We start from the raw sequence: 23,193 nt of genomic DNA, 5'->3' as shown, positions 1-23,193 counted from the left end.
TGCGGGCGCTGCCGAAGGGCACAATTCCGGGTGCGACCGGTCGGGGCGCGCGACGCCGCGTCCGGGCGGTAAGCGCCGCTCGTGGAGGCCTTTTGTGGGTAGATGGGCGGATCGGTGCATCTGTTCGGTGACCGGTTCGTTTCTGTGGGTTGTGGCGCGATGCCGGAATGGATTTGCTTCTCCGCGCCCCTTGACCAGCTAATCAGTCTTTCGCCGCATCGATTCTTCGCCTTTCCTCGCCATCCCGGTATAGTGCCTGCAATCCCCATTGGAGTGTGCCGGAAAGCGTCTTGATCTGCGTGATGACATCTGGGCTGGACAATGCGCCGGCGGGCCCGTGCTTCGTCGGGCGGCGACCACAGTTGGCGCGTGTCGCGAGCGCCCACGCGGCGGTGCTGGCGGGCGGCCGGCAGCTGGCCTGTGAGGTGGTGGGGGAGCCCGGCATCGGCAAGACCCGGTTCGTCCACGAGGCTCTGCGGCGGTGCGTACCGGCCGTCCCCCGGGTCGTCGGCAGCTGCGCTCCGGACGAGCGCGGGGTGCCGTTCCACGTGTTCCGGCACGCCCTCTCGGCGGGGCGTCCCGCGCGAACCGGGCCGGGCGCCGGACGGCTGGCCCGGGAGGTCTGGGCCGAGCCGGACGCCCCGGTGCCGCCGGCGCCGACGCGACCCTCGGATGCCCGTCGGTTCGGGATCTACCAGTCGGCGCGCCGGCTGATCGGCCGGGCCGCCCGCGACGGCCTCGTGCTGATCCTCGACGACCTGCAGTGGGCCGACGCCTCCTCCACCGGCCTGATCGCCCACCTGCTCCGCTATCCGGTGCCGGCCCCGCTGCTGCTGGTGCTGGTCTACCGGCCCCGCCAGATGGCCACCCCGATGCCGTTCGGGCCTCCCGACGACCGCGCCGGACCCGACCCGCGGGTGCACGACCGGATCGAGCTCGGGCCGCTCAGCCTCGCCGAGACGGCCCGCCTGTGCCCGACCCGCGATCCGGCGGAGCTGGCGGCGCGGTACGACCTGACCGGCGGGAATCCCGGCTACCTGGGGGCGTTGCCGGGTGACGAGCCCGGCACCTCCCCGGACCGCGGCGACCCGATCCACGGCGGCCAGCTCGCCGCCCCGGCGATCGCGGCCCTACGCCGGGAATGGGTGGACCTGCCGACGGTCGACCTGGCCTGCCTGCGCGCCGCGGCGGTCTTCGACGTCCCGTTCGACGCGGACCTGCTCGCCCCGGTCGCGCAGGTGCCGGCCGCGCTGGCCGCCGAATCCGGCTGGCGGCTGGCCCGGCGCGACCTGATCCGCCGGGTGCCGGGCGGCGGACGGTTCGCGTTCCGGCACCCCGTGCTGCGGCTGGCGGTCGCCCAGGACACCGACCCGGCGTGGCGGGTGGCGGCCTACGGGCGGGCACTCACCGCGCTGGACGAGCGGGGAGCACCACCGGCGGACCGGGCCCGCTACGCGGAGCGGCTGCTGGACCTGCCGCACGGCGGCTGGGCCGAATGCTGCGTCGACGTGCTCTGCCGGGCCGCCCAGGAGATCTGCCGGGAGGCACCCGACCTGGCCATCCGCTGGCTGCGGGTGGCCCTGCGGGCGTTGCGTCCCACCGCCGCCCCGAACCGGCGCCGGCAGGACGTCTCGCTGGCCCTGGCCCGGATCACCGGCGAGGCGGGCAACCTCGCCGAGAGCCGCGCGCTGCTCCAGGAGATCGTGCCGCTCTTCCCCGCCGACGGGGAGGGCCGACGGGCCCGGGCGGTCGCCCTCTGGGCCCGGGTGGAACGCCTGCTCGGCAACTACGCGGAGGCACAGGCGATCAGCCGGCGCGAGTTGGCCGCGCTACCGCCCGGCACGGGGATCGCCGGCGGCTACCGGCTCGCCACCGAACTCGGGGCCGCCGGCATCCTGGCGGGCAACCCCGTGCCGCCGCCGGCCGGCGGCCTCATCGAGGACGCCGACGGGCCACCCCCCGACGCGCTCACCGGTGACCCGGACGGGTCCGGCGTGGACCGCGCCGGCCTGCTGGCCGTCCGGAGCCTGGCCGCCACGCACGACGGCGCACTCGGCCTCGCCCGGGACCTGGTCGACGCCGGCAGCCGGATCGTCGACGCGCTGCCGGACCGGGACGTACGGGACCACCCGGACTGTCTGGCCGCGCTCGGCCTGACCGAACTGCACCTCGAACGGCAGGCCGACGCCGTGCGGCACCTCGACCGGGGGCTGGCCCTCGTCCGCGCGGCCCACCGGGACGACGGCCTGTGCCAGCTGCTGCTCGGCCGGAGCCGGGTGGCGTACCACAGCGGCCAGCTCGCCAGCGCCATCGAGCTGGCCACCGAGGCGGGCATCGTCGCCCGGCGGATCGGCAGCCGCGACCTGCTGAGCGTCGCGCTGGCCAGCGAGGCGGAGGCGACCGCGTGGCGCGGCGGCCTGCGCGACGACGAACGGGCGGTCGCGCTGGCCCGCAGCGCCGTCGAGCTCGCCAGCGACCGCGCCAGCTGGTCCGGTCGTACCGCCGCCACCGCGCTGGCGACCGCGGCGTTGCTGGCCGGGGACCCGGCGACCTGTGTGGAGCTGCTGCGCGGGGCGGGCGGCGACGCCCGGCTGACCCGCCTGCAGGCCACCCTCCGGCCACTCTGGTACGAGCTGCTCTGCGCGGCCGCCCTCGCCGCCGGGGAGCCGGCCGATGCCGAGCGGCAGGCGCGACGGGCGATGGCCGAGGCGGAGCGGCTCGGCCTGCCCGGACAGCGCGGCTTCGCCGAGTCGGCGTACGGGGAGGTGCTGCTCGCCCGCGGCGAGGTGGTGGCGGCGCTGCCCCACCTGGAGGCGGCCGTCGACCTCTTCCGCGCCGGCGGGCTGGTGCTGCGGCGCAGCCTGGCACTGGCCTCCCTGACCCGCGCCGCCGAAGCCGCCGACCGGGCCGGGCCGGCCGCCCGCGCCCGTCGGCAGGCGCTGGAACTGGCCGTCCGGTGCGGGACCGAGCGGGTCGGCCTGCGCCTGGCCCGTCCGATCGGCCCGCGCGCGGTCGCCGCCCTGACCGACCGGGAGTGGCACATCGCGCGGCTGACCGCGACCGGGGCGACCAGCCGGCTGATCGGCCGGCAGCTGAACATCAGCCCCCGGACGGTGGAGGCCCACCTGACCCGGATCTACCGCAAGGCGGGGGTGGCCTCCCGGTCGGGTCTGGTCGCCTGGGTGGCCCGGCTCGATGACACGGATCGGTGACGCCGAACCGGGCCGGATGACGTCGTCACGTGCAACGCCGACGGGCCGGACAGCACGAGGCCGCACCGCCACCGGCGGGAGCCGACGGCGGCTCACATACTCGACGGCATCGGGCGCGAAACCCGCTACCGGCGATGGACGGAGGACGAGATGGTGGGCAGCAGAATCCCGCGAGATCTCGTGCCGGCCCGGCTCGCCGCGGCCACCGCGGCGGTGCTGCTCGCGCTGGCCGGCTGCGGCGGCCAGCCGGTCGACGCGGCCGCCCCGGCGCCCGGCGCCACGGCCGCCTTCGGTCCGGACCGGGCCGCCCTGGTGCTCACCGCCTTCGACCAGGCCGACTCCGCCGCCTCCGTCTCCGGGGACGTCGAGGCGCTGCGTACCCAGGAGGTGCCGCCCTCCCTGCAGCTGAGCATCGCCGCGGCCCGTCGGGCCGCCCACAACCAGCGCCCGCAGCCGGCGTTCCAGCATGTCAACCCGGTCTTCGCGCTGCCTCCGGGCGAACCGGGCTGCTTCCTCGCCACCGCCACGCTCCGGATCGCCGGTTCGGAGCTGGCGCCCACCGACGTGAGCCAGTTCGTGCTCGGGCCCGACGGGCAGTGGAAGCTCAGCCACAACGTCCAGGTCGCCCAGCCCGCCCTGGTGACCGCCCGGAGCATTGCCGGCCGGCCGGCGACGTCCGGCGGCGCGGCACTGGACGAGACCAGCCGCCGGGCCCTCGCCGCCGAGGTGTTCGCCCGCAGCATCGGGTCGACGACGGGCAACCGCTCGCTGGTCGCGTCGAGCCCGCTGCTCGACAACCAGTTCGCCGGTGGCTGGGAGGTCTACGGGCAGCAGTTGGCCGGTGTCGGTGCGACGGTGAAGCGGACCATGGACCGGGCGGAGTGGTCCGACTGCGCCGTCACCGTGCCGGCCGGCACGCTGGCCTTCCTGACCATCCACGCCACCGACACGCTGAGTCCCGCGCCCGGCGGCCCGGCCACCGTGCAGCTGGTGCCGCAGAGCCCGGACCTGGTCGCCGCCGGGCAGCGCACGGCGTTGCGCGGGAGGACGATCCGGGTCACCCGGGTGGAGACCTTCCTGCTGCTCGTACCGGCGCAGACCACGGGCGCCGCGGTGCTGGGGCTCAACGACACCGCGCTGACCGCCGTCGCCGACTGACCGTGCCGTCCGCCGTCCGCCCCGGGCGCCGACGGCAGAAACCGGTGGCATCACGCGGGATCCCGGCGGCGGAACGCGACGATGGGGAGCAGCCAGGATCAGGGCCGCCGCCGCGGCCCGGCCCGCCCGGCCCGGGAGGAAGACATGTGGCGTCCGCGATTCCGCTCGGACTACCTGCCGGTCCGGTTGCCCGACGGTCCGCTCGTCGTGCTCGGCGAGACCCGCAGCCTGCTGGTCGACGATCCGGTCGCCGCCGACCTGGCCGGCCTGCTCGACGGCGCCGCCCCGCTGGCCGACGTGCTGGCCCGGCTGGCCGGCCGGCACCCGGTCGCCGCGGTCGCCGCGGCGCTGGCCCGGCTGCGTGACCACGGACTGCTGGCGTCGGGCCCGGCACACACCGCACCGGCCGAGGCCGCCGGCTGGGACGCCCGGGGCGTGCCGCCCGAGCGCGGCAGCCGGTGGATGGCCGAGGGCGCGGTCACCGTGGTGGACCTCGACGCCCCCCGGCTCGCCGAGACCGCCGACGCGTTGCGGGCCCTGGGGCTCACCGTGACGGTGGTCGGGCCGGACGCGCCGGAGCCGGGCCCGGGCAGCCCCGTGCTGGTGCTGGCGTCGTCGATGCTGGACCCCCGGCTGGCGAGACTCAACGACCGGCAACTGGCCGCCGGACGCGACTGGACGCTGGCCCGGCCGCACGGCAACGTCCTCCTCGTCGGCCCCCACCTGGTGCCGGGCCGCACCGGATGCTGGGCCTGCCTGCGGCAACGCTGGCAGGAGAACGAGCAGGTGACCGCCTTCCTCGGCGGGCAGGACCTGACCGGTCCGGTGCCCGAACCCGGGCGGGCGGTGCTGCCGGGACTGGCCACCGTGGTCGCCGGGCTGCTCGCCGCCGAACTCGCCGTGCTCGCCCTCCGGGGCTCGTCGCCGCGGCTCACCGGCCGGATGGTCGCCCTGGACACCCGCGACCTGAGCATGGAGAGCCACCACCTGGTACGCCAGCCGCAGTGCCCCGCCTGCGGCGACCCGGACCTGGTCGGCAAGGCCGAGCCGCGGATCGACCTGCCGCCGAGCGGCACCCAGCCCAGCCGGGCCGGCGACTCCCGCACCCGGGAACCCGCCGAGGCGTACGCGGCGCTCGCCCACCACGTGAGCCGCTATCTGGGCGTGGTGAGCCGACTGACCCCGCTGGAGGCGACCGACAACGGCGTCACCCACACCTACTCGGCCGGGCACAACTTCGCCCAGCCGCGGCAACTCACCGGCCTGCGCCGGAACCTGCGCGGGCAGAGCGGCGGCAAGGGCCGGACCGACCTGCAGGCCCGGATGAGCGCGATCGGAGAGGCGGTGGAGCGCTACTGCGGGGTGTGGCGCGGCGACCGGCCGGTGCACCGGGCCAGCTACCGGCAGCTCGGTGCGGATCGGGCGGTGCACCTGGGCGAGCTGCTGCTCTTCTCCGAGCGGCAGTACGCCGACCGGGACCGGCTCAACGACGACCTCGGTCACCTGCACCGGATTCCCCGCCCGCTGCCCGACGACGTGGAGCTGGACTGGACGACCGGCTGGTCGCTGACCCGGGAGACGACCCGCGAGCTGCCGGCGGCCTACTGCTGGTACGGGCATCCGGAGCTGACCGGGCTGGGGGTGTGCTCGGCGGACTCGAACGGCTGCGCGGCCGGCGGCACCGTGCCCGAGGCGATCCTGCAGGGTTTCTGCGAACTCGTGGAGCGCGACAGCGTGGCGCTCTGGTGGTATCACCGCTCCCGGCTGCCCGGGGTGGACCTGGCCTCGTTCGCCGATCCCTGGCTGGCCGCCTGCGTCGAGCATCACGCCGGCGCGCTCGGCCGCGAGCTGTGGGCCCTGGACCTCACCGCCGACCTCGACATCCCGGCGTTCGCCGCGGTGTCCCGGCGGACCGCCGGCCCGGCCGAGGACGTGCTGGTGGGCTTCGGCGCGCACCTGGACGCCCGGGTCGCGCTGAGCCGGGCGTTCACCGAGGTGAACCAGTTCCTGCCCGCCGTGCCCGGCCCCACCTCCGGACGCAACCGGTACGGCCTCGACGACCCGGACAGCGCCCGGTGGTTCGGCGCCGTGCGGGTGGCCGACCAGCCCTGGTTGACCCCGGATCCCGCCCGGCGGCCGCGCACCCTCGCCGATCACCCGCCGCTGACCACCGGCGACGTCGGGGACGACGTGCGCGGGTGCGTACGCCGGGCGGAGCGGGCCGGCCTGGAGGTGATCGTGGTCAACCAGTCGCGACCGGACCTCGACCTGGCGGTGGTCAAGGTCGTGGTGCCCGGCCTGCGGCACTTCTGGCGTCGGCTGGGCCCGGGCCGGTTGTGGGAGGTGCCGGCCCGGCTCGGCCGCGGACCACTGGCCGCCGACGAGGCGTCCGCGAATCCGTTGAACGTGTTCTTCTAGCCACCCGTCCCGGCACCGCCGGGACCGGGGGAGGGATGTGGCGATGTCCACAGTGGCAGACCCGGTCGGTCGGGGGTCACCGTGACCGGCACCGTCGGCGGTCCGCCGATCCAGGAGCTGTACCGGCTGCGCCGCGACGCGGAGCTGCACCTGGGTGAGGACGGCTCGCTGAGCCTGCGGCAGACCCGTTTCCAGCTCGCGCTGGAACAGCCGGGCATGGGCCGCCGGGCGCTGCTGCTGCGGCTGGCCGCCGACTGGGTCAGCGACGTCGAGGTCGGCCGCCTGGTGATCGGCCTCGAGGGGGAGAGCCGGGTGCTGCCGGCCCAGTTGCTGCTGCGGCGGCTGGTGGCCCACTGCTGGCTGGACCGCCGCGTCCAGGTCGCCGACCGGCCCCTGTTCGACCTGCTGCCCACCGGTCTCGGCCGGGGCAGCCTGCCGGAGACCCGCCCGCACCTGCCGGGGACGCACTACCGGCTGTCCCGCTTCGCCACCCTCGCGCCCGACCAGGACCGGCTCGTCGCCGCCTCGTCGCTGAGCACGCTCACCGTCGGCTGCGCCGACGCCGCCCTCGGCGCCGTGTTGGCCGCCGCCGCGCGGGGGATCGGCCCCGAGACGGTGGCGCGCACGCTCGGCGTCCCGCCGGAGGTCGCCGCGCGGGTGCTCGACGAGCTGGTCACCGCCCGGATCCTGGTCACCGCCGCCGAGTTCGCCGCGGAACACGACGACCCGCCGCTGGCGTACTGGTCGCCCGAGGAGTTGCGGCTGCACCAGCGTTCCCGGGTGGGGCGGCACGTCCTGCCGGTGGGCGGCACCTACCGGCTGCGGGACCGCTTCGCGCCGCAGCCGCTGCGTCGCCACCACGACGGGGGCCCGGCGGTCGAGCTGCCGATGCCGGACCCGGCGACGATCCTCAAGGCCGATCCGCCGTTCAGCCAGGTCGTCGCGGACCGGCGCAGCGTGCGTCAGCACGACGAGGCGGACCCGCTCACCGTGGACCGGCTGGCGGAGTTCCTGTACCGGTCCCAGCACACCACCGCCATCGGGCAGGCCGGCGGGCAGGAGGTCGGCCACCGGCCCTACCCCGGCGGCGGCGGGGTGTACGAGCTGGAGATCTACCCACTGGTCGCCCGCTGCGCCGGGCTCGACCCGGGGCTCTACCACTACGACCCGGTCGGACACCGGCTGGAGCCGGTCGCCGGTTGGGGGCCGGCCGCCGACCGGCTGCTGGCGTACGCCCGGGGGGCCGGCGCCATGTCGCGGCCGCCGCAGACGGTCCTGGTGGTCACCGCCCGCGTACAGCGGCTGATGTGGAAGTACGAAGGGATGAGCTACGCGATGATTCTCAAGGACGCCGGGGTGTTGACCCATCAGATGTATCTCGTCGCCACCGCCATGGGGCTCGCCCCGTGCGCGCTCGGTGCCGGAGACTCCCACGCCTTCGCCGAGCTGTCCGGGCTCGATCCGCTGGTCGAGCCGAGTGTGGCCGATTTCCTGCTCGGTGCGGGGCGGGCCGCCGGCACGGCCGGGCAGGTGGGACCGTCGTGAAGTTCCGGCGGGCGGCACTGCGCCAGCTCGAGGCGCCCGAACAGCTGGACCGCGCGGTCCGGCTCACCACCGTGCCCAGCTGGCTGGCCACCACCGCGCTGATCATCGTGGTGCTGGCCGCGGGTGGGTGGTCGGTGCGTACCGTGGTGCCGCGGACCGTCGAGGCGGCCGGGGTGCTGATCCACTCCAACGGGATCTCCGCCCTCGACGCGCTGGACAGCGGCCAGGTCACCAAGGTGTGGGCGTCGCCGCACCAGCGGGTGGCCAAGGGCACCCCCCTCTACAGCCTGCGCACCCAGGACGGCAAGGTCCGGGTGGAGACCGCGCCGGGGGACGCGTACGTCGTCACCTGGCTGGTCTCGGAGGGGGAGATCGTCACGCCGGGCAGTCACCTGGCCGACCTGGAACGGCTGGACACCGCCGGCGACGCGTTGCAGGCCGTCGTCTACGCCCCCGCCGTCGCCGCGCCGATGGTGCAGCCCGGGGTGCCCGTCGAGGTGGCCGCCGCGGCGGCGCCCCGCAACGTGTTCGGCACCCTCGCCGGTCAGGTGACCGAGGTGGGCGCCTTTCCGGAGACCGAGGCGTCGCTGCGGGCCTTTCTCGGCGCGGGCCAGGACGTCCGGCGGCTGCTCGCGCACGGCAGCGTGGTCCGGGTGACGGTGGCGCTGGTGCCCGACCCGGCCGCGCCCGGCGGGCTGCGCTGGAGCAAGTCCCCACCGCCGTTCCAGCTCAACTCGGCCAGTGAGGTGACCGCCTGGTTCACCGTGGACCGGGAGCACCCGATCGACTGGCTGCTGCGGCGATGAGCGCGCCCACGGTCGCCCCGGCGGCGCAGACCCCCAGGATCCGGCGGCGCCGGGTCCGCACCCCCACGCTGATCCAGATGGAGGCGGTGGAGTGCGGCGCGGCCGCGCTCGGCATCGTGCTCGGTCACCACGGCCGGCACGTGCCGCTGGAGGAGTTGCGCCGGGTGTGCGGCGTCAGCCGGGACGGCTCGACCGCGGCCACCGTGCTCAAGGGCGCCCGCCGGTACGGGATGGAGGCCAAGGGCTTCCAGATGGACCTGGCCGGCCTGGCCGGCGTGCCGCTGCCGGCGGTGCTGTTCTGGCGCTTCGAGCACTTCGTGGTGCTGGAGGGGCTGGGGCGGAAGGTCTTCATCAACGATCCGGCCACCGGCCCGCGGGCGGTCAGCTGGGAGGAGTTCGACGGCGCCTTCACCGGCATCGTGCTCACCATGCGGCCCGGCCCGCAGTTCCGTCCCGGCGGCGCCCGCTACCGGCTGGTCCGGGCCCTGGCCGAGCGGTGGCGCGGCCCCGGCTCGGCGATCGCGCAGGTGTTGCTGCTGGGCCTGTTGATCGCCGTGGTCGGTCTGACCATTCCGGTGCTGGCCCGGGTCTTCGTCGACCGGGTGCTGTTGCAGGAGGACCGGGCCGCGTTCGCCGGCCTGGTCGCGGCGGTGGCGGTGGCCACCGTGCTGACCTTCCTGGCCAGCCTGCTCCAGCAGCGGCTGACCGTACGGGCGGAGACGACCCTCGCGCTGGCCAGCGCCGCCCGCTTCTTCCGACATCTGCTGCGGCTGCCGCCGGCCTTCTTCGACCAGCGCCAGGCCGCCGACCTCGGCCAGCGGGTCCGCAGCAACGACCTGGTCGCCGAGGTGCTCACCCGCCGGGCGGCCACCACCGTGGTGGACACCGCGCTGGTGCTGGCGTACGGCGCGCTGCTGTGCCAGTACGACCTGCTGCTGGGGTTGTGCGCGGTGGTTCTGGCCGGGCTGAACGTCAGCGTGCTGCGCTACGTGGCGTCGACCCGGTCGACGGCCGTCGCCGGCCTCCAGGCGGATCGCAGCAAGCTGGTGACCACCGTTTACACCACCGTCCAGATGATCGAGACGGTGAAGGCGGGCGGGGAGGAGGAACGCGCCGTTGCCCGGTTCGCGGCGCGCAACGCCACCGTCGCGACCCGCCAGCAGCGGCTGGGCGTGCCGACCGCGGTGCTGTCCGTGCTGCCCGCGTTCCTCGCCGCCGGCACCACCGCGGTCCTGCTCGGCCTGGGCAGCCAGCGGGTGATCGCGGAGGCGATGAGCGTCGGCGTGCTGGTCGGCATGCAGGGCCTGGCCGCCGCGATGAACCGGCCGCTGGGCAACCTGACCGCGCTGGGCTCGCGGTTGCAGGACATGAGCGCCGACCTCAACCGGCTCCGGGACGTGGAGCGGTACCCGCTGCCGGCCGGTGCCGGATCGCCCGCCCCGCCGCCCGCGCCCCTGGAGGGCCACCTACGCATCGAGGAGGTCACCTTCGGCTACCACCCGCTGGGCCGGCCGTTGCTGGAGAACTTCAGCCTCGACCTGCCGCCCGGTGCCCGGGTCGCCCTGGTCGGTCGCTCGGGCAGCGGCAAGTCGACGGTGGGCCGGCTCGTCGCCGGGCTGTACCGCCCGTGGACCGGCCGGATCACCGTCGACGGCGTGACCCGCGCGGAGACCGACGACGGTCTCTGGGCGGCCACCGTGGCCATGGTCGACCAGGACCAACGGCTGTTCGAGGGGACGGTCCGGGACAACGTCACCATGTGGGACCTCACGGTCCCCGACGACGACGTGGTGTCCGCGCTGACCGACGCCTGCCTGCACGCCGAGGTGACAGCCCGCCCGGGCGGCCTGGCCAGCGCGGTACGGGAGAACGGCCGCAACTTCTCCGGCGGGCAGCGGCAGCGGCTGGAGATCGCCCGGGCGCTGGTGCGCAACCCGCGGGTGCTGGTGCTGGACGAGGCGACCAGCGCCCTGGACGCCGAGACCGAACGGCAGATCGACCTGCACCTGCGGCGGCGGGGGGCGACCTGCCTGATCGTGGCGCACCGCCTGTCCACGGTCCGCGACTGCGACCTGATCGTCGTGCTCGACGGCGGTCGTGAGGTGGAGCGCGGCACCCATGAGCAGCTGGTCGCCCGGGACGGCGCGTACGCGCGGCTGGTCCGGGACCACTGACCCGACCCGAGGAGAGGCTATGCGTGACCCGGTGGAGGACACTCCGCCCGGCGGCCTGACCGGCTTCTGTGGCGATCCCGTACGCCAGGCCTGTCGCCTGGACGGTCCGGTGGCCGGCTGGCTGGTCACCGGCGGTGCGGCCGACCTGTTCGCGGTGCGCCGGGCCGGCATGCGCCCGTCGCGCCGGCATCACGTGGCCCGACTCCCGGCCGGGGGTCTGGTGCCGACGTCCACCGCGCTCGGCGCCTGGCAGCTGATCCTCGTGCCGCTGCCCGGCACGGAGCTGCGCGGGCTCGCCCGCGATCAGCTGGCCCTGCTGGAGCGGCACGTCCGCCTCGGCCGGGAGCCCGGGGCGTCGGGGCGGGCCGGGGCCGCGGCGCGGGAACTGGTCGTGGCCGTGGACGCGGTGCTGGTCGGCGTGGCCGACGCGCTGCGGCGCGGGCAGGCGCCCCGGGGCGCGTCCACCCTGCGCGGGCGGGAGATCGTCTCGCTGGCCGAGGGGAGCGCGCTGACCGCCACCGGCGGCGCCTGGTGGTTGCGCAGCGCGGGCGGCCAGCTGCGCCGCAACGACGGCGGCCCGGCGGAGATGTCGGGTGAGCGGGAGTTGCTGCTCGTGGTGGGCCGGGACTGGGTGGTGGCCGAGTCGGCCTGCGTGGTGGAGAGCCACAGCAGCGGGGACCTGCTGGCCACCGGTCAGCTCCGGTCGGCGGTCGATCAGCACGTGGCCCGGCTGCTGCGGATGGTGGAGACCCGGATCGAGGAGGCGGACGGGGCGTTGCTGGACGCCGTGCGCCGGCGTCGGCAGCTCGACGCGGCGATGCTCGCCGCGGCGGCCCGCCGGTCGATCGGCGTGCTCGGCGTGGGCGAGACCGTCCCGCTCCCGGCGCCTGAGCCCGGCTTCGACCGGTACGGGCGCGCGGCCGCGGTGGTCCGGGTGGTCACCGAGGGCACCGGGAGCCCGGTCAACGAGCCCCCGGACCGCGCCCGCACGCCGCTGGACGACCGGGCCGCCGTGCACGCGGTGGCCCGGTCGTCCAGTCTGTACCTGCGGGAGGTCACCCTGCCGGAGCGGTGGTGGCGCCGGGACCTGGGGCCGCTGGTGGGGTGGCGGACGGGCGCGGACCCGGCACCGGCCGTCGCGGTGCCGCTGCTGTTCCGCCGGGGCCGCTACCACCACGTGGATCCGGACACCCGGGCGCTCGGCGCGGTGGACGCGGCATCGGCCGCGACGTACGCCGCCGAGGCGACCCAGGTGCAGGCGCCGCTGCCGCCGGCCGCCCGGATGCGTCACCTGCTGCGGGCCGGACTGGTCGGCGCGGCCCGGGACGTACGGGGCCTGGTCCTCGCCGGCGCCTGCGTGGCGCTGCTGGGTCTCGGCGTACCCCTGGCCACCGGTGCCGTGCTCGGCCGACTGGCCCGGCAGGGCGAGGTCGACGGGCTGTTCGGCTTCCTGGCGCTGATGCTCGCCGCCGCGGTGGTGGCCGGGCTGGTCGGGGTGGTGCAGAACCTGCGGCTGCTGCGGCTGGACGGCCGGTTGCAGTCCGGCGCCCAGCTGGCGGTCTGGGACCGGCTGATGCGCCTGCCGGCCCGCTTCTTCACCGGCCGCAGCAGCGGGGAGATCGCCAACTCGATGCTGGGCATCTCGTTCGTCGGGGAGGCGTTGAGCGCGCTGCTGCCGCAGCTCGTCTCGGCGGGGGCGACGGTCGTGGTGACGCTCGGGATGCTGCTCGTGGTAGAGCCGGTGCTCGGCTGGTGGGCTGCCGGGATCGTCGCCGCCACCGCGCTCGGGTTCGCCGGTTTCGCCGTGCTGATCGCCGGTCAGCAGCGGGTCGCCCTGCGCGCCGAGCACCGGGCCGCGGCGATGACCAACCAACTGCTCGGCGGCATCGTCAAGATCAAGCTGGCGGCCGCCGAGGCGCGGGCGCACGCCCGCTGGTCCGAGGTGGCCGCCGTCGCCCGGGCGGCGCTGCAACGGGTCCGGCAGAGCCAGGCGGGCCTGGTCGCCTTCGCCACCGTGCTGCCGGTCGCCGGCCAGCTGGTCCTGTTCGCCGTGTTGATGGGGCCGCTGGCCGGGCAGGTCGCGCCGGCCGATTTCTTCGTCCTCAACGTCGGCTTCGCGATGCTGCTCGGCGCGCTGCTGGTGCTGGTGTCGGCGGGCGTCGAGGTGATCGCGGCGGTGCCGCGGCTGGGCAGCCTGCGGGAGATCCTGCACGCCGATCCGGAGGCCCGCCCGGATCGGATCGACCCCGGCGAGCTGAGCGGCGAGATCGCGCTGCACCGGCTCACCTTCGCCTACCAGCCCGACGAGCCGCCGGTGCTCGTCGACATCGACCTGCGGGTACGCCCCGGCGAGTTCGTCGCGATCGTGGGTCCGAGCGGCTGCGGCAAGTCGACCCTGCTCCGGTTGCTGCTCGGCTTCGAACGCCAGCAGCAGGGCGCGGTGCTCTACGACGGTCAGGACCTCTCCGAGCTGGACGTGCACGCCGTGCGTCGGCAGTGCGGCGTGGTGCTGCAGGACGGCCAACTGTTCGCCGGGTCCGTGCGGGACAACATCTGCGGTGCCGGCAGCTTCCCGCTGGACCAGGTCTGGGAGGCGGCGCGGATGGCCGGTCTCGCCGACGACCTGGAGGCGTTGCCGATGGGGATGAGCACGATGGTGCCGTTCGGCGGGGGCACGCTCTCCGTCGGCCAGCGCCAGCGGGTGCTGATCGCCCGGGCGCTGGCGCCCCGGCCCCGGATCCTCTTCTTCGACGAGGCGACGAGCGCCCTGGACAACCGGACCCAGGAGGTGGTCACCCGGAGCACCGCCGCGCTCGCCGCCACCCGCGTGATCATCGCGCACCGGCTGTCGACGGTCCGGGCGGCGGACACCATCGTGGTCCTCGACGACGGGCACATCGTCCAGCGGGGGAGCTACGACGAGCTGATGGCGCAGCCCGACGGGCTGTTCCACCGGCTGGCGCGGCGGCAGCTGCTGGCGGACCCGGAGCGGCCCGACACCGAGCGGCAGCCGGACGGCCAGCCGGCGACGGGCTGAGGCGCCGGTCAGCCGTTGTCGATGACCGTGCTGTCCTCCAGGCACACGCCCGCGTCGAGGTGGTTCTCCAGCAGCTCGGCGACGTGCGCCTCGGCCTGGTTCTCCACCGCGAGCCGGAACGCCTCGGTGAGGATGCCCACCACGCCCTGGGTCAGCAGCAGCGTCTCCCGGTCCAGGTCGGACCAGGACGCCCGGGATCCGCCGCGCACCGGCTCCGGCGACAGGGCCAGCATCCGCGCGGTCACGGCGGCGACCAGCTCGTCGGCGATCGGCCGGAGGCTGTCCAGCACCTCGCTGAGGGTCTGCAACGCCGGCACCGTGCCCATCCGCAGCCGGTGCAGCTCCAACGCGGCGCGCAGCGGCCGGGGCCGGACGGTGCGGACGGTGCCGTCGGCGGCCCGTCCGATCACGCCGTGCCGGGTCAGCGCATGGGCCAGCGCCGGCCGGTCGGCGGCCAGCCGTTGCAGCATCGCGGTCAACCCGTCGGGCGCGTCATCACCGGCCCGGACCCCGAGCATCGCCTCGATGGAGACCAGGTTGAAGCCCTGCCGTTGCAGGGCCAGGATCGCGTCCAACCGGCGGACGTGGGAGTCGTCGTAGCGCGCGACCCGGCCGCGCCGCACCGGCGGGGCGAGCAGCCGCCGGGCCTGGTGGGCCCGGATGTTGCGCGGCGACATGCCCACCTTGCGGGCGAGTTCCTCCACGGTGTAGCCGGCGGGACCGCCGGCCGGCGCCGCCGCGGTCGTCATCTGGTCGATGGTCACGGTGGCCTCCGGGAGCGCTCGGCGACGAACACGGCATCCCGTCCACCGCTTCCGGGTGGACGCCCCGTTGATCGCAGCGTATTGGCGGGCACTGGGCGGGTGACAGGCGGGGAATTACTACTTGTCCACCGCGACGTACCTCATTAGAATCCGCGATCCGTCGAAGCCGCTGATTGCCAATTACCCCGCTTTCCCCGTGGCCCGACCGTTTCCCGGCCACATTCGATGAAATTCCCGTTCGCCGGCCGGGCCGGGTCCCCGGGTGGCCGACGATGAACCGGAGCCGGGCGGCCGGAACCGACCGTGCCGCCGGCCGACGTCATCGCCCGATCGCGGGCGGTCGCATTCGGAAGGGAGCAGGGGTGATGACACCTGTCGATCGAGCGGTCTTCGTGGCCGCGTACAGCCGGCTGGTCGCCGACGTCTGGGCCGACCCGGCCAGGGAGCAGGCGCTCGACCGGGACCCGCGCGGTTTCCTCGCCGGCTACGGGCTCGCGCTGCCCGAGGAGGTGCAGGTCCGGGTGGTTCGGGATGCCGCGGACGTGGACCCTGACCTGGAGGTGCAGGTCGAGTCGTGGCAGTCGGCGACGACCACCGGGACCTTCCTGCTGTACGTGCCGTCGCTGCAGCCGGTGGCCGAGGCGGAGCTGGCCGAGGACGAGCTGGACAGCGTGGTCGCCGGCCTGGACTCCAGCTGTGCCTGCTGCTGCCCGTGCTGCTGCACCTGACATCGATGTCTGCCGCCGGCCGGCCCGCGCGGCACATTCTGATGGCAGCCGGCAGAAATCCTTGATTGTCGAATCCCGAGCTTTCTAGCGTTCTCGCCACAGCAATTCACCCCGCCAGTTCCGCGGCGATCCCCGAGGGAAGGACCACACGATGAGCAATGACGAGCAGGAATACGGCGCGAGGTTCGTGACCAAGTACTCGGAACTGGTCACCGCGGTGTGGCGCAGCGACGAGGAGTTGGGGCGGCTGCTCGCCGACCCGACCGGCTACGCGACGGCGGCCGGCCTGCCGGTGGCGCCCGGCGCGGTGGTCGAGGTCGACCGGGCCCAGCCGGCCACCCTCTACACCAAGGAGCAGATCGTCGCCGACTGGTCCGGCACGCCCGGCCGGCACGTGCTGCACGTGCCCGAGGTGCCGCTGGTCGACCTCAACGAGCTCACCGAGGCGGAGCTGGAGAGCGTCGCCGGCGGGGTGGCGGCGGTGGCGGACAACAACGTCAACGTCATCGCCGTCCTCATCGTCTGAGTTCCCCCCACCCCCGCCGGGAGCCTCGATGACTGACCCGACCGAGACCATCGCGTTCCGCTCCGGTACCTACCGGACGGCCACCGTGGAGCAGACCTGGGAACGGGTCGGTGGCCTGCTCGACCGGTTCCGGATCACCCGGGTCGCCGACATCACCCGGCTCGACGAGATCGGCCTGCCGGTGCACGTCGCCTACCGGCCCGTCGGGGCCACCATGGCGGTGAGCGTCGGCACCGGCGTCACGGCGACGCAGTCCCGGGTCAGCGCGGTCATGGAGAGCATCGAGTCCTGGCACGCCGAGAACCTCCGGCCGGGGACCGTTCTCCGGTCCCCGGCCGAGGCGCTCGACCTGCCGTACGACGTGCGGTGGCTGCACCTGGCGGAACGGTCACCGTTGACCCCCGCCGTCCAGCTCGACTGGGTGACCGGCCGGGGGCTGGTGACCGGCGCCGAGTGCCTGGTGCCGCGCGCCACCATCGAGCTCGACTTCACCGTCCGGCGGGGCTGGGACCGTGCCCTGTTCACGCCGAGCAGCAACGGGCTGGCCACCGGGAACACCTTCGCCGAGGCCAGCCTGCACGCCCTGCTGGAGGTCGTCGAGCGGGACTGCATCGCCCCGTACTGCACGTCGGCGCTGGCCGAGCGCAGCTACACCGATCCGGGCACCGCCACCAACGCGATGACCCGCACCGTGCACGCGGCGCTGGTCCGCGCCGGCTGCTGGGTGGAGGTCTGCGACATCACCAACGCCGTCGGCGTGCCCTGCTACGCCGCCTCGATCTGGTCACCGGACCTGCCGGTCACCTTCGGCGGCTTCGGTTGCCACGTGGACCCGGAGATCGCCGTCGGCCGGGCCATGTCGGAGGCCGCCCAGTCGCGGCTGGTGATGGTCTCCGGCGCCCGCGACGACATCGACGCGACCGCGTACCACGACGTCGGCGCGCCGCCGGTGCCGCCGCCCACCGTCGACCGGCCCCTGGCGCCGGTCCGCCGGGACGCCCCACCCGAAGGGGACGTGGCCCAGGTGCTGCGCGAGCTGGCGGCGCGGGTGCAGCGGATCACCGGCGTCGAACCGTTCAGCGTCGACCTGACCCACGACGACATCGGGATCGCGGTGAGCAAGGTGTTCGCCCCCGGCCTGCGGATGTTCGACGAGCGGGCCCTGAGTACCCGACCGGGAGTGCCCCGTGACTGACGTCGTCTTCATCGGCCCGAGCCTGCCGGCCGGCGAGGTCGTCCGGCTGCTGCCCGACGCGGTGGTGCTGCCGCCCGTCGCGCACGGCGACCTGCTCCGCCTCGACGTCGGCCCCGGCGACCGGGTCCTCATCATCGACGGGTTCTTCCTGCAACACCCGCCGGTCCGCCACCGGGAGATCCTCGACCTGCTTGACCGCGGCGTGACCGTGGCCGGCGCCGCCAGCATGGGCGCGCTGCGCGCCGCCGAGCTGTGGCCGTTCGGGATGCGCGGGGTGGGCGAGGTGTTCCAGCTCTACCGCGACGGCGTCGTCACCGGCGACGACGAGGTGGCGGTGGTGCACGGGCCCGCCGAGGAGGGCCACCGCACGTTGAGCGAGCCGCTGGTGAACGTCCGGGTCGCGCTGCGCCGCGCCGTCGCCGCCGGCGTGCTCGACGACGCCGAGGCCACGCTGCTGCTGGAGCTGGGCCGGGACCTGCCGTTCCGGCAACGGTCGTACCGCGCCCTGGAGCGGACCGCGCCACCCGCCGCGGCGGACACGGTGGACCGGTTCCTCGCCTGGCACCGCCGCGACCCGTGGGACGCGAAGAGCGCCGACGCCCGACTGCTGCTGACCATGGCGGCGGCCGGCGCGCCCGAGCTGCGCCCGCGGCACGCCGACGACCAGCCGATCGACAACCTGCACACCCGCTTCCTCGACAGCTGGCGGGCCCGGTTCGCCGGCTCGCCGGCCGGCGGGCACTGGGTCACCGAACGGGACCTGGCCGCGGTGTTGCTGCTGCTGCACCCGGAGGCGCCGGCCTGGCACCGGCGCGGGGTCCTGGCCGGCCTGGCCGAGGTCGACATCACCGACCCGACGGTCGAGGAGCGTGCCCTCGAGGCCGCCCACCGGCGGGGACTGACCGGCCCGCCGCCGGACGGGTGGGACTGGCTGACCGCGGGGGAGCGCGGACTCGACGACCGGGAGGCGGTCCTGCGGGTGCTGGTGCGGGCCTTCGGGACCACGCCGTACCGCAGCCTGGCGCTGTGGATGGTCGCGGCGCCGCTGCGTACCCCCAGGCTGCGCGACGCGGCCCGGCAGGTCGCGGCGACCGCGGCGGCGCTGAACGAGACCCTCGTCCCGCGTACGACGGGGCACCGCCGTCCGGGTGGCCGGCTGCACTTCCGCACCGAGGTCGTCGACGCCTGCTTCGCGCGGCTGTGGGGCTGTGCCGCCGACGGGCTGGAAGCGGCGGCCTGGGACCGGGGCTTCGTCGACCTGGCGGCGTTCCGGTACGCGGCGGAACCCCTGGTGGCGTACGTCAGGGCGGTCGGGGATCCGCGGTTGCCGGCGGTGGCCGGGGACCGGACGCGCGAGAACACCCGGGCCGGTGCACCGGCCCGGGTCGGCTGAGGAGGGGTCGATGAGCGGCACGGTGAAGGCGGCACTGATCTACCCCCCGTTGACCGATCCCACCTCCGGCTACCACTCCCTGAACTACCTCGACTCGTACGCCCGGGCCCAGGGGCACCGGCCGGCGGAGATCATCGACGCCAACATCGAGGCGTTCCACCACTCCCACACCCCGGCCGCGTACGAGTGGCTGCGGCGGGAGCTGTCCCGGGTCTCGACCGACGACCTGCGCGGCCCGGACGCGCTGATGGCCCGGGCGAACCGGCTCGGCCTGCCCGACCCCGACCCGGAGCGGCTGCGCCGGTCGATCGGGGTGCTGCGGGATCCGGCCCTCTTCTACGACTACCGGCACTACCAGGACGCCGTCGAGGGCGTCATCTCCTGGATGGACGCGCTCGGCGCGGTGGGCTTCCCGGGGCAGTTCCGGGCCGGTTTCCGGCTGCACCCACCGCCGATGGTCTCGATCGGCTCGGTGGCCGCGTTGACCGACGAAGCGGTGCTCGGCCGGCTCAACCGGCCCTTCCAGCCGTACTACGAGGACGTGCTGATCCCGCGGCTGGCCGCCGGCGGGCACCAGGTCATCGGGATCAGCGCGACCTACCAGTGGCAGTTGCCGTTCGCGCTCTGGATCGCCCGGCTCGTCCGGCGGGCCTGCCCGGACGTCTTCCTCGTCGCCGGCGGCACGGAGATCTCCGACGTCTGGAAGTGCGCCAGCAGACCCGAGTACGTCTTCCAGGTGTTGGCCGACTTCGACGCGATCGTGGTCGGCGAGGGGGAGAGCGCGTACACGGAGATCCTGGACGCGGTGGCGGCCGGCGCCCTGCCGGCCGGGCATCCCAACGTCCGCCTGCATCCCCGGTACGGCCGCCAGCGGCAGTTGCCGCTGCGTTACGAACGGCTGGGGCAGCTGCCCGTGCCGGACTTCTCCGGCCTGCCCTGGGACCTGTATCTGAGCCCGGAGCGGTTCGTCTACTACTCGCCGACCCGGGGCTGCTACTGGAACAAGTGCACGTTCTGCGACTACGGCCTGAACACCGACGGTCCCACCAGCCCGTGGCGGCAGGACACGGTGGACCGGATGGTCGCGGATGTCACCGAGCTGTCGCGGTTCGCCAAGTTCATCTACTTCTCGGTGGACGTGCTCGCGCCCGCGACCATCCTGCGCTTCGCCGAGCAGGTCGTCGACCGGGGGCTGGACTTCCGGTGGGGCGCGGAGATCCGGCTGGAGAAGTACTGGTCGGACGAGCGGTGCGAGCTGTTGCGGCGCAGCGGCTGCGTCGCCGTCTCGGTCGGCTTCGAGTCCGGCAACCAGCGCATCCTCGACCTGATCGACAAGGGCACCAGGCCGGAGCAGGTGCGCCGCACCATGACCGCGATGACCAAGGCCAACATCGGGGTGCAGATGATGGGGTTCACCGGCTTCCCCACCGAGACCCGGGAGGAGGCGCTGGACAGCATCACCTTCCTGCGCGACAACCCCGACCTGTGGACGCTCGGCGGGCTCGGCGATTTCATGCTCACCCCGGGTGCCATCGTCGCCAAGGACCCGCAGCGCTTCGGGATCACCAACGTGCGGCCGGTGGAGGGCTCGGACATCGTCCGGATGCTGCGCTACGACGAGCCGGTGACCGAGGCGGCGCGGGACGAGGTCGCCCGGGCCAAGGCCGACCTGAACCCGGGGCACTTCCACCGTCCGTGGCTGGGCAGCACCGACACCCCGCACACGTTCTTCTACCACGACCGCTACGGCACGGCGGTGCGCGGCGTGCTCGCCGCCGACCGGGTCCGGCTCGACTCCGACGACCGGACCGAGTTCCTCGCCAACGGCAGCTTCGTGGACGACGGCGACGCGCAGCTGCGGGAGGCGTACCGGCGGATCCGGTCGGACGACCCGGACGGCGCCGGCGAGTTGCCGGCCGGCCGGCACCTGTTCCGGCGGGCCGACGGTCAGGTGTTCGCGCTCAACCGCAGCAGCCGGTTGTTCCTGGACCTGTTCGCCGAGCCGCTCACCCTCGCCGACGCGCAGCGCCGCGTCTGGGTCGTCGAGCCGGCGGTGGCCGAGCGGGTGTGGCGTACCTTCATCGGGCAACGGCTGATCCGCCGGCACCGGGCCCCGGACCAGCCCGCGCCGGCGAGCTGAGCCGCCGCGCCGGACGGGGTCGCCCTCGGGCCACGCCCTGCCCGGCCGCCGAGCCGGGTGACCGGGACCGCCCGTTGATCGCCGCCGCTACCGTCGGCCCATGGTGTGGCCATCGAACCTCCGTCGGCCCTACCCGGGAATGCCGCTCGCTCTCCTGCTGCCGTGCGCGCTCCTGGTGGTCCTCGGGATCTGGTCCGACCCGCGGCCGCCACGGCCACCGGCCGGTGTGCTCGTGCCGGCGCAGGTGCTCGACGGACCGGACCCCACCGGCGCGGTGCTGCTGCGGGTGGATCAGCTCGCGGACCTTCCGGTCCTGTGCGGGATCGAGCGGAGCGCCTTTCCCGGCGGGCGCGTGCCGGCCGCGGGTTCCCGGATCACGGTCGATTACGCACCCACCGGCTGCGCGCTGCCGCCGGTGACCGAGGGTGCGGCCCCCGGTTGGGGGGTGAGCGTGGCCGGGCTGGTCGGGACGGCCCTGATGATCTTCTGGCTCTGGGCGGGCTCGCCGCGCGCCGCCCGGCGCCGGCGCCTGCGCAGGCAGGCGCGGGCCCGAGCGGCGGCGCGGCTCAGCGCACCTGGGACAGGAAGCGGCGCAGCCGCGGATGGTTAGGTGCCTCGAACACGGCGGCCGGTGCGCCCGCCTCCAGCACCACGCCGTGGTCCATGAACGCCACCGTGTCGGCGACCTCGCGGGCGAACCCCATCTCGTGGGTGACCACCACCATGGTCATCCCGGCGGCGGAGAGGTCGGCCATCACCGCGAGCACGCCCTTGACCAGCTCCGGGTCGAGCGCGGAGGTCGCCTCGTCGAAGAGCATCACCTGCGGGCGCAGGGCCAGCGCCCGGGCGATCGCGACCCGCTGCTGCTGCCCGCCGGAGAGCTGCGCCGGCCGGGCGTCGGCCTTGTGCGCGAGCCCGACCAGGTCCAGCTGGGCCCGGGCGAGCCGCACCGCCTCCTCCTCGGGCAGCTTCTTCAGCTTGCGCAGTGCCAGGGTGATGTTGCGCAGCACGCTCAGGTGCGGGAAGAGGTTGAACTGCTGGAAGACCATGCCGACGCGCTGGCGCAGCGCGTCCGGGTCGTCGTGCAACACGCTGCGCCCGTCCAGCAGCACGTCGCCGCGGTCCGGCTCGATGAGCCGGTTGATGGTGCGCAGCAGGGTCGACTTGCCGGAGCCGGACGGCCCGATCACACAGGCGGTGCTGCCCCGGGCGACGTCCAGGTCGGCGCCGCGCAGCACCGGGTGCGACCCGAAGGCCAGGTGCACGTCCCGGACGGCCAGGCTGACGGAGCCGTCGATGCTGGTGGTGGTGGTGCTCATCGCGGGTCCTTTCCGCTCGGCGTCGCGAGGCCGGTCGGTTCGAGGTCGACATCGGGCGCGGCCACCGGCCGGCCCTGCCGCAGCCGCCGGTCGATCGCGTTGACGGCGTGCGTGAGCGGCACGGTCAGCGCCAGGTAGAACAGGCCGGCCAGCAGCAGCGCCGACTCGTTGCCGGTGGTGGCGGCGTAGTCCTGACCGATCCGGAACAGTTCCCGCTGGCTGGCCACCAGGCCGAGGAAGTAGACCAGGCTGGAGTCCTTGATCAGCGCGATGAGCTGGTTCACCCAGGCCGGCAGGACCCGGCGTACGCCCTGCGGGATGATCACCAGCCGCATCGCCTCGCCCCAGGAGAAACCGAGCGCCCGGGCCCCTTCGAGCTGGGCGGCCTCGACGCTCTGGATGCCGGAGCGGAAGATCTCCCCGAGATAGGCGGCGGCGATCAGCGACAGCGCCAGCACGCCGAGCGGATAGGGGTTGGGACCCCACACCTGCATGCCCAGCGGCGCCAGGCCGACGCCGATGAGCAGGATGGTCGCCGCCGCGGGCAGGCCGCGGAACACGTCGGTGTAGACCCGGGCCGGCCACCGCAACCATCGGGTACGCGAGATCCCGGCGACCGCCAGCAGCATGCCCAGCACCGAGCCGAGCAGGGCGGCGGAGACCGCCAGGAGCAGCGTGTTGGGCAGCCCGACGGTGACCATCTCGGGCAGCGCCTCGCGCATCGAGGCCCAGTCGAAGAAGGTCTCCCAGAGGGTGCTCAGTGGATCCATGTCTGCCT

At 74.7% G+C, this 23,193-nt stretch carries 16 protein-coding genes; 13 read left to right on the top strand and 3 right to left on the bottom strand.

From position 1 onward, the window contains the following. Window positions 1-302: 302 nt before the first annotated feature. From LQ51_RS19265 to LQ51_RS33470, 7 genes are all read left to right on the top strand, one after another. A complete protein-coding gene (locus LQ51_RS19265; protein WP_082159528.1) occupies window positions 303-3,212 on the top strand; it encodes a helix-turn-helix transcriptional regulator in 2,910 nt (969 codons plus the stop codon). Between the two features lie 150 nt (window positions 3,213-3,362). Continuing rightward, window positions 3,363-4,370: a hypothetical protein gene (locus LQ51_RS19260; protein WP_156313157.1), complete on the top strand. Its 1,008-nt coding sequence runs from the start codon at window positions 3,363-3,365 to the stop codon at window positions 4,368-4,370. Between the two features lie 144 nt (window positions 4,371-4,514). Further along, a complete protein-coding gene (locus tag LQ51_RS19255; RefSeq protein WP_052744973.1) occupies window positions 4,515-6,788 on the top strand; it encodes a TOMM precursor leader peptide-binding protein in 2,274 nt (757 codons plus the stop codon). An 81-nt stretch (window positions 6,789-6,869) separates the two neighbouring features. Further along, window positions 6,870-8,333 (top strand): SagB family peptide dehydrogenase, encoded by a 1,464-nt coding sequence (locus LQ51_RS31385; protein WP_052744972.1) that lies wholly within the window; start codon window positions 6,870-6,872, stop codon window positions 8,331-8,333. Continuing rightward, the gene (locus LQ51_RS19245; protein ID WP_046567648.1) at window positions 8,330-9,139 is read left to right on the top strand and encodes a hypothetical protein; all 810 of its coding nucleotides are present in this window, start codon (window positions 8,330-8,332) and stop codon (window positions 9,137-9,139) included. The genes LQ51_RS31385 and LQ51_RS19245 overlap by 4 nt, the downstream gene beginning before the upstream one ends. Continuing rightward, a complete protein-coding gene (locus LQ51_RS19240; protein WP_046567647.1) occupies window positions 9,136-11,313 on the top strand; it encodes an NHLP family bacteriocin export ABC transporter peptidase/permease/ATPase subunit in 2,178 nt (725 codons plus the stop codon). Before LQ51_RS19245 ends, LQ51_RS19240 begins: the two co-directional genes overlap by 4 nt. A gap of 19 nt (window positions 11,314-11,332) precedes the next feature. After that, window positions 11,333-14,350, top strand: a complete 3,018-nt coding sequence (locus tag LQ51_RS33470; RefSeq protein WP_197087835.1) for an ATP-binding cassette domain-containing protein — start codon at window positions 11,333-11,335, stop codon at window positions 14,348-14,350. 8 nt (window positions 14,351-14,358) lie between these two features. On the opposite strand, the gene LQ51_RS19230 is transcribed toward LQ51_RS33470, so the two are convergent. Then, window positions 14,359-15,114, bottom strand: a complete 756-nt coding sequence (locus LQ51_RS19230) for a MerR family transcriptional regulator (protein WP_052744971.1) — start codon at window positions 15,112-15,114, stop codon at window positions 14,359-14,361. 365 nt (window positions 15,115-15,479) lie between these two features. On the opposite strand from LQ51_RS19230, the gene LQ51_RS32860 reads away from it, so the two are divergent. From LQ51_RS32860 to LQ51_RS19200, 6 genes are all read left to right on the top strand, one after another. Continuing rightward, a complete protein-coding gene (locus LQ51_RS32860) occupies window positions 15,480-15,842 on the top strand; it encodes a hypothetical protein (RefSeq protein ID WP_156313155.1) in 363 nt (120 codons plus the stop codon). 151 nt (window positions 15,843-15,993) lie between these two features. After that, window positions 15,994-16,368, top strand: a complete 375-nt coding sequence (locus tag LQ51_RS19220; RefSeq protein WP_156313154.1) for a hypothetical protein — start codon at window positions 15,994-15,996, stop codon at window positions 16,366-16,368. Window positions 16,369-16,396: 28 nt separating this feature from the next. After that, a complete protein-coding gene (locus LQ51_RS19215; RefSeq protein ID WP_046567642.1) occupies window positions 16,397-17,563 on the top strand; it encodes a YcaO-like family protein in 1,167 nt (388 codons plus the stop codon). Beyond that, window positions 17,556-18,956, top strand: a complete 1,401-nt coding sequence (locus LQ51_RS19210; RefSeq protein ID WP_052744970.1) for a TfuA-like protein — start codon at window positions 17,556-17,558, stop codon at window positions 18,954-18,956. The genes LQ51_RS19215 and LQ51_RS19210 overlap by 8 nt, the downstream gene beginning before the upstream one ends. A 10-nt stretch (window positions 18,957-18,966) precedes the next feature. Beyond that, entirely contained in the window at window positions 18,967-21,096 is a 2,130-nt protein-coding gene (locus tag LQ51_RS19205; RefSeq protein ID WP_156313153.1) for a B12-binding domain-containing radical SAM protein, read from the top strand. 100 nt (window positions 21,097-21,196) lie between these two features. Beyond that, window positions 21,197-21,706 (top strand): hypothetical protein, encoded by a 510-nt coding sequence (locus LQ51_RS19200; protein ID WP_156313152.1) that lies wholly within the window; start codon window positions 21,197-21,199, stop codon window positions 21,704-21,706. Here LQ51_RS19200 and LQ51_RS19195 read toward each other — a convergent pair. Beyond that, a complete protein-coding gene (locus LQ51_RS19195; protein WP_046567639.1) occupies window positions 21,663-22,415 on the bottom strand; it encodes an amino acid ABC transporter ATP-binding protein in 753 nt (250 codons plus the stop codon). The genes LQ51_RS19200 and LQ51_RS19195 overlap by 44 nt on opposite strands. Beyond that, entirely contained in the window at window positions 22,412-23,185 is a 774-nt protein-coding gene (locus tag LQ51_RS19190) for an amino acid ABC transporter permease (protein WP_046567636.1), read from the bottom strand. The genes LQ51_RS19195 and LQ51_RS19190 overlap by 4 nt, the downstream gene beginning before the upstream one ends. Window positions 23,186-23,193 lie beyond the last annotated feature (8 nt).

Source organism: Micromonospora sp. HK10 (genome assembly GCF_000982955.1).
GTDB lineage: Bacteria > Actinomycetota > Actinomycetes > Mycobacteriales > Micromonosporaceae > Micromonospora.
This window is presented reverse-complemented; position numbering and strand designations above follow the sequence as displayed.